The 7,563-nt window shown below is 30.9% G+C and carries 7 protein-coding genes and 1 pseudogene; all 8 read left to right on the top strand.

The genetic code is table 11. The features are described from left to right. The coding region (locus ACTG3S_RS08695) for an AAA family ATPase (RefSeq protein WP_439128965.1) at positions 1-717 on the top strand (717 nt) is incomplete at its 5' end. Positions 718-800: 83 nt separating this feature from the next. Beyond that, positions 801-1,670 (top strand): DUF58 domain-containing protein, encoded by an 870-nt coding sequence (locus ACTG3S_RS08690; RefSeq protein WP_439128964.1) that lies wholly within the window; start codon positions 801-803, stop codon positions 1,668-1,670. Positions 1,671-1,801: 131 nt separating this feature from the next. Continuing rightward, positions 1,802-2,719, top strand: a complete 918-nt coding sequence (locus ACTG3S_RS08685) for a BatD family protein (protein ID WP_439128980.1) — start codon at positions 1,802-1,804, stop codon at positions 2,717-2,719. Further along, positions 2,706-3,710: a vWA domain-containing protein gene (locus ACTG3S_RS08680; protein ID WP_439128963.1), complete on the top strand. Its 1,005-nt coding sequence runs from the start codon at positions 2,706-2,708 to the stop codon at positions 3,708-3,710. The genes ACTG3S_RS08685 and ACTG3S_RS08680 overlap by 14 nt, the downstream gene beginning before the upstream one ends. Next, positions 3,711-4,757, top strand: coding sequence for a VWA domain-containing protein (locus ACTG3S_RS08675; RefSeq protein WP_439128962.1), 1,047 nt, complete (start codon positions 3,711-3,713; stop codon positions 4,755-4,757). Positions 4,758-4,761: 4 nt separating this feature from the next. Next, positions 4,762-5,577, top strand: coding sequence for a tetratricopeptide repeat protein (locus ACTG3S_RS08670; RefSeq protein WP_439128961.1), 816 nt, complete (start codon positions 4,762-4,764; stop codon positions 5,575-5,577). An 8-nt stretch (positions 5,578-5,585) separates the two neighbouring features. Beyond that, positions 5,586-7,358, top strand: coding sequence for a BatD family protein (locus ACTG3S_RS08665; RefSeq protein ID WP_439128960.1), 1,773 nt, complete (start codon positions 5,586-5,588; stop codon positions 7,356-7,358). A gap of 1 nt (position 7,359) precedes the next feature. Continuing rightward, positions 7,360-7,563, top strand: a pseudogene (locus ACTG3S_RS08660) (hypothetical protein); the annotation flags it as partial.

The raw sequence follows: 7,563 nt of genomic DNA, 5'->3' as shown, positions 1-7,563 counted from the left end.
TCCATGATTTACAACATGAAAGTAAATGACTTCTCTATAAAAAAAGGACCAATTTTTGCAAATTTTGTTTTAGCAGATGAGATAAATAGAGCACCAGCAAAAGTACAATCTGCCCTATTAGAAGCAATGCAAGAGCGTCAAATTACCATTGGTGATGAAACTTTTAAATTAGATGAACCTTTCTTAGTAATGGCTACACAAAACCCTGTAGAACAAGAAGGTACATATCCTTTACCAGAAGCTCAGGTAGACCGTTTTATGTTAAAAGTGGTAATTGATTACCCTCGTTTACAAGACGAACAAGTAATTATGCGTCAGAATTTATCGGGTGGTTTTGCAACTGTAAACCCTGTAATTTCTATAGATCAAATTATAAAAGCAAGAGAGGTTGCTAATGAGGTTTATATGGATGAAAAGATAGAAAAATACATCCTAGACATTATTTTTGCAACACGTTACCCAGAAAAATACAACTTAGCAAATTTAAAAGATTTAATCAGTTTTGGAGCATCACCTCGTGGAAGTATCAATTTAGCAAAAGCTGCTAAATGTTATGCTTTTATAAAAAGAAGAGGTTATGTAATACCAGAAGATGTTAGAGCTGTTGTTACCGATGTTTTACGCCACAGAATTGGTATTACTTATGAGGCAGAAGCAGAAAATGTAACTTCTGTAGACATCATAAACTCAATCATCAACGAAGTAGAAGTGCCATAAAATGTGTAATCGTGTAATTGTTTAAACGTTAACAATTACGCAAAACCAACAGTTACACTTTTAAACAATTAAACAGTTACACGTTGAATACAAAAGAAATTCTCAAAAAAGTTCGTAAAATAGAGATTAAGACACGTCGTTTGTCTGATCATATTTTTGGAGGTGAATACCACTCCTCTTTTAAAGGACGAGGTATGACTTTTTCTGAAGTTAGACAGTACCAATTTGGAGATGATGTTAGAAGTATCGATTGGAATGTTACTGCACGTTATAACGAACCTTACGTAAAAGTTTTTGAGGAAGAAAGAGAGCTAACTATGATGTTATTAGTAGATGTTTCTGGTTCAGAATCTTTTGGTACTATACATCAATTTAAAAAAGATACCATTACAGAAATTGCAGCAACACTCGCTTTTTCTGCTACTCAAAATAACGATAAAGTAGGTTTAATTCTTTTTTCTGATGATATAGAACTGTTTATTCCTCCTAAAAAAGGGAAAAGTCATGTGTTAAGAATTATTAGAGAATTAATAGAATTTAAACCAAAAAGTAAAAAAACAAACATTGCAGCTGCTTTAAAGTTTTTATCTAGTGTCATGAAAAAAAGGGCAATCGTTTTTATGTTGTCAGATTTTATGGATGATGCGTATGAAAAAACACTAAAAATTGCGGCAAAAAAACATGATTTAACAGGCATAAAAGTATTTGATAAGCATGATGAGGAAATTCCGAATTTGGGAATGGTACCCCTATTAGATGCAGAAACGGGTAGTGTAAAATTGGTAAACACAGCCTCAAAATCTGTTAGAAATAGTTACAAAGCAAATGCTTTGCGTTTAAACGATTATTTTATCAATATTTTTAAAAGAAGTGGTGCAGGTACCATAAACACAAGAGTTGATGAAAGTTACGTGAAAAAATTGTTAGGCTATTTTAAGCATAAAGGAAGATAATAATTTGTTATTCACATGAAAATGAGAATCTATATAAATTGAAACAAAGTAATAAAAATATAAAGTTGGTTAAAAGCGATAAAAAATCACAAACAAAGTGCTTTCTTTCCTCTGTAAAAAGAGTTAGAGAAATGGGGTTCTTTTTACTATTTTCTTTTTGCTGCTTTTCTTCTTTTGCACAAAAATCAATGGTAAAAGCAGAAATTGATACAACCAATATTAGAATTGGAGAGCAGTTCAATTTAAAAATATCTATCAACGAAACACAAAACGTAATACTACCCAAATTAAGCTTAAAAGGTTTAGAGGTGGTAGATTCTACCAAAATAGATACCATAAAAAACAGTTTAATTAGAAGATATATTTTAACCGGATTTGATTCTGGTGCATTTTACATACCACAGCAACAAATATTTGTAAAAAACCAAGCGTATTTAACAGATTCTTTATTGGTAAATGTAGCTACAGTTAAAGTAGACACTACAAAAATTAAAAAATTCCCAATAAAATCTATTAAAAGTGAACCTTATACTTTTGACGATTTTAAAATGTACATTTATATCGCATTGGCCATTTTAGCCATTATTGGCTTTTGGATTTATTGGTTTGTTATCAGAAAAAGAAAACTGGAAGAAGAAGCTCCAACTTACAGAACTTTACCACCTTATGAAGAAGCAATTTATAGGTTGAATGAGTTAGACGAAAAACTATTGTGGCAAAATAATCAAGTAAAAGAATACTATTCTGAGCTAACAGAAATTGTTAGAGGTTATATAGAAAGAGAGTTAAAAGTACCCGCTTTAGAAAACACCACAGACGAAGTTTTATCGATGTTAAAAGATTTTAAAGATGCCGAAACCATACAAACTTCTAAAGAAACTATAGACAAGCTAAAAGATTTATTAAGAGAAGCAGATTTGGTAAAATTTGCAAAATCTAAACCTTTAGCTCCAGAAATTGAGGATGATAGAAAAGATGCAGAGTACATCATTGGCAATTTAAAACCAAAACCAATAATAGAAAAAGAAGAGGAAGATGGATTGGAGTAATTTTGAATTTTACAGTCCAGGATTTTTGTGGCTACTAATTGCAATACCTCTATTAGCAATTTGGCACTTTTTTATGCGTAAAAAAGATGCTGCGGTATTAACTGTACCTAGTGTAAAAGGTTTTAAAACAAACTCTATTGTTGCAAAATTAAAACCAATATTATACGCTTTAAGATTATTAGCGATTGCTGCTATAATTGTTGCTTTAGCAAGACCAAGAAATGTTTCTGTTAGTAAAAAAACAAAAACAAACAGAGGTATCGATATTGTTATGGCAATAGATGTATCTGCAAGTATGTTGGCTAGAGACCTAAAACCTAACCGATTAGAAGCACTAAAAAAAGTAGCTGTTAATTTTATAGATAGAAGACCTAATGACAGAATAGGTATTGTGGTTTATGCGGGTGAAAGTTTTACGCAAACACCTATTACAAGCGATAAAAGTATTGTTAAAAGAACCATCTCTGATCTAAAATGGGGCCAATTAGATGGTGGTACAGCTATTGGTATGGGCTTGGGTTCTGGGGTTAATAGATTAAAAGAAAGTAAGGCAAAAAGTAAGGTAATTATCCTATTAACAGATGGTGTAAACAATTCTGGTAATATCGACCCGAGAACAGCTACAGAACTAGCAAAAGAGTTAGGTATTAAAGTATACACGATTGGTATTGGTACCAATGGAATGGCAGATTTCCCTTGGAGTAGAGACCCAAGAACAGGCAAATTAAACTTTAGAAAACAACAAGTAGAAATTGATGAGGCATTGCTAAAAGATATTGCTACAGAAACAGAAGGAAAATATTTTAGAGCGACAGATAATGAATCTTTAAAAGAGATTTATGATGAAATTGACAAACTAGAAAAAACAAAAATAGAAGAATTCAAATATTACAACTATCAAGAAAAATATAGAATTTTTGTATTTATTGCTCTAGGGTTATTAGGGTTAGAGTTTATTTTAAGAAACACATTATTTAAGAGTTTTATTTAGATGTATCGAATAGAAGAACCAATATATTTTTACTTATTAGTAATCATTCCTGCAATGATTGTTGTTTTCTTGTTGGTTTTTTGGTGGAAAAAAAGAACACAACGTAAATTTTCTGATTCAGAATTATTAAAAAGATTAGCACCAAATTCATCACCATTTAAAACTACTTTAAAACTTGTTTTTTTATTAGTGGGTATTGCCTTTTTAGTTATTGGTTTAACCAATCCTAAAATGGGTACCAAATTAAAAACTGTAAAAAGAGAGGGTGTAGATGTTGTTTTTGCCCTAGATGTTTCTAAAAGTATGTTGGCAGAAGACATTGCACCAAACAGATTAGAAAAATCGAAACAAATTATTTCTAAAATAATAAATAAATTAGGGTCAGATAGAGTAGGCATTATTGTGTACGCAGGTAATTCTTACCCATTATTACCCATAACTACAGATCATGGAGCTGCCAATATGTTTTTAGCAAATGCAAATCCAGATATGGTTTCTAGCCAAGGTACAGCAATAAGCGAAGCTTTAGAACTGGCAAAAACCTATTATAATAACGACGAGCAAACCAATCGTTTTTTAATTATAATTTCTGATGGTGAAGACCACCAAGAAGAAACCAAACAAGTTGCTCAAAATTTAGCTAACGAGGGCGTAAAAATTTATACAATTGGCGTGGGTACAGAAAAAGGTGGCCCAATTCCCATGCGTTTAAATGGGGCTATGATTGGTTATAAAAAAGACAATAAAGGAGAAACTGTGATTACCAAAAGGGTACCAGAAGTTTTACAAGGTATTGCAGATGCCTCTAATGGAAGTTATATTGATGGTAATGTAACAGACAATCCTGTAGATAAAATTGCAGGTATTATTGCTAACGCAGAAAAGAACGAATTTGAAACCAAACAGTTTTCAGATTACAAAGATCAATTTCAATGGTTTTTGGCATTAGGTTTGCTATTTTTAGTTGTAGACATTTTCTTATTTGATAAGAAAACAAAATGGCTTAAAAAAGTAGATTTATTTAATGAAGAAAAAAATAAAAAATAGACCCATGAAAAAAATACAATACACACTTATTATTTTTTTGATGCTATTTTCAACCAAAAATATTGTAGCTCAAAAAGATACGATTGCAAAACAAAGAAAAGCAAGAAAATTGCTACGTCAAGGGAATGACTTGTATAAAAAACAGCAATTTACAGACGCTTCTGTAGCCTATCAAAAAGCATTAGGCAGCAATTCTAATTACGATAAAGCTACCTACAATTTAGGGAATGCTTTGTATCAAAATAAAAACTTTAAAGAAGCAATACCACAATACGAACTTACTGCAAAAACATCAACAAATAAACTCACAAAAGCGCAGGCTTATCATAATATTGGCAATGCAATGATGGAGTCTAAAAACTACCAAGGTGCAGTGGATGCCTTTAAAAATGCCTTAAGAAATAATCCTAAAGATGATGAAACGCGTTATAATTTAGCAGTTGCTAAAAAATTGTTAGAAAAAGAGCAAAAACAAAATAAAGACGATAAAAATAAGGATAAGAACAAGGACAATAAAGACAAAGATAAAAAAGACAAAGACGATAAAAATAAAAACAACGAAGACAAAAATAAAGATAAAAACAAGGATAAAAACCAAGAGAAAGACGGTAAAGGAGATAAGGATAAAGACAAAAATAAAGATCCTAAAAAGGATGATAAAAAAAATCCACAAAAACCAAAACCACAAAAGGGTAAAATGACACCTCAGCAAATAAAACAGTTATTAGAAAACTTAAATAACGAGGAGAAAAAAACCCAAAAGAAAATGAATGCTAAAAAAGCAAAAGGCAAAAAAGTAAAACAAGAAAAAGACTGGTAAAATAGAAAATGAAATTGAAGTTTTACATAACCGTATTTATTGGCTTGCTAAGTTTTTCTTTAGCAGCACAAGAAGCGACTTTAAAAACAAATGTTAGCAAAAATAAATTAGGTGTAAACCAACGTTTAAGAGTAGAGTTTTCGATAAATAAACAAGGTGGAGATAATTTTACTCCGCCTAATTTTAATAATTTTAAAGTAGTTGGTGGACCAAGCCAGTCTGTAAGCCAATCTATATCTCAAACACCAAGTGGTAGAAAAGTAACTTTTTTACAATCTTACACATACATTATACAACCAAAAAGAAAAGGAGAACTTTCTATTGGCAGTGCTACTATAAAAATAAACGGTAAAACAATAAAATCTGACCCTGTAAAAATTATTGTTTTAGACGCTGTAGAAATACCAAAAGACCCAAATGATCCTAATTATATTGCACAACAAAACATACATTTGGTTGCAGAAATTTCGAAATCTAAACCTTATGTTGGCGAAGGTATTTACGTAGAATACAGGCTGTATGTAAGCGAAAATGTAAGTGTATATGACACCAACGTAACAGAAGCACCACAATACAATGGTTTTTGGAATCAGAACATAAAAATAAATGGTTACCCAGTAAAAATGGGTAAATATAATGGCGAAGATTATAGATATATCGTACTTCAAAAAGCCTTATTAATTCCTACAAAAACGGGTAAATTAACCATAGATCCTATGAAAATGGATATTGTGATTGGCGTGCCTTCTGGAAGAGCCGATTTTTTTGGAAACATTATCACAAAAAATGTTAGAAAAGAGTTTGCATCTGCCAAAAAAACAATACTACCAAAAAGTCTTCCTGTAGATGGTAAACCAACTAATTTTACAGGTGCTGTTGGCGATTTTAAATTGGATGTTACCCTAAGTAAAGACATTTTAAAAGCCAATGAAACATCTGAAATAAAAGTAGCAGTTTCTGGAAAAGGAAATTTAAATTTATTTGAGTTACCTACGGTAACTACGCCTGCAGAATTAGAAATGTATCAACCAGAAAGAAAAGAAAAAGTTTGGACCAACGCTAGCGGAATTTCTGGTTCTGTAACAGACACCTACACTGTAGTGCCTCAATACAAAGGAAAATATAAAATACCAAGTGTTTCGTTTTCTTACTTTAATCCAAAAGAAAAAAAATACAAAACTATAAATACAGAAGATTTTTATGTAGATGTACAAGAAGGTAAAGAATTAATAACTGTAGATACAACTGCTGTAAACAAAAAAGATGTAGTTACTACCGGCAATAATTTTAGATACATAGCAACAAAAACAAATTTTATTACCGAAGAAAAGTCAGATTTCTTTAAATCTACCTTATTTTACATCTTATTTTTAGTTCCGTTATTTGCAATACCTGTGGCTATTTTTATTGGTAAAAAACAGCAAGAAAGAAATAACGATATTGTTGGTAACAAGCTTAGAAGAGCGAATAAATTGGCTAAAAAATATTTATCTGAAGCGGAAAAACAATTGGGTAAAAAGGAAGCTTTTTACGAAGCTTTAGAACGTGCTTTACACAATTATTTAAAAGCAAAGTTGGGTATAGAAACTGCAGATATTAGTAAGGATAAAATAACAAATTTATTAGCAAATAAGAATGTAGACCCTATAAATATTAAGCAGTTTATAGAAGTGCTTAAAAGCTCAGATTTTGCGCGTTACACACCATTTACAGCTACTCAAATGAAAGAAGAATTTGAGAGAGCAAAAGAAGTTATTGTACAATTAGACAAACAATTATAAAATGAGAAAAATTGTATTTTTATTGTTGATAATTGCCCACTTTACATCGGCTCAAAGTGTAGATAGTTTGTTTGTATCTGCCAACGAAAACTATAGAAATGGAGAATTTGAAAAAACCGTAAAAGTTTACGAAGATATTATAGATCAAAATGCTATTTCGGCTGAGTTGTATTACAATTTAGGAAACGCCTATTACAAACTAAAC

The organism is Polaribacter sp. (genome assembly GCF_965656025.1).
Classification (GTDB): Bacteria; Bacteroidota; Bacteroidia; order Flavobacteriales; family Flavobacteriaceae; genus Polaribacter.
This window is presented reverse-complemented; position numbering and strand designations above follow the sequence as displayed.

Bases quoted from the DNA above. Each gene is read 5' to 3' on its own strand.
- ACTG3S_RS08680 (WP_439128963.1), top strand. From the start codon at position 2,706: ATGGATTGGAGTAATTTTGAATTTTACAGTCCAGGATTTTTGTGGCTA.
- ACTG3S_RS08675 (WP_439128962.1), top strand. From the start codon at position 3,711: ATGTATCGAATAGAAGAACCAATATATTTTTACTTATTAGTAATCATT.
- ACTG3S_RS08665 (WP_439128960.1), top strand. From the start codon at position 5,586: ATGAAATTGAAGTTTTACATAACCGTATTTATTGGCTTGCTAAGTTTT.
- ACTG3S_RS08685 (WP_439128980.1), top strand. From the start codon at position 1,802: ATGGGGTTCTTTTTACTATTTTCTTTTTGCTGCTTTTCTTCTTTTGCA.
- ACTG3S_RS08670 (WP_439128961.1), top strand. From the start codon at position 4,762: ATGAAAAAAATACAATACACACTTATTATTTTTTTGATGCTATTTTCA.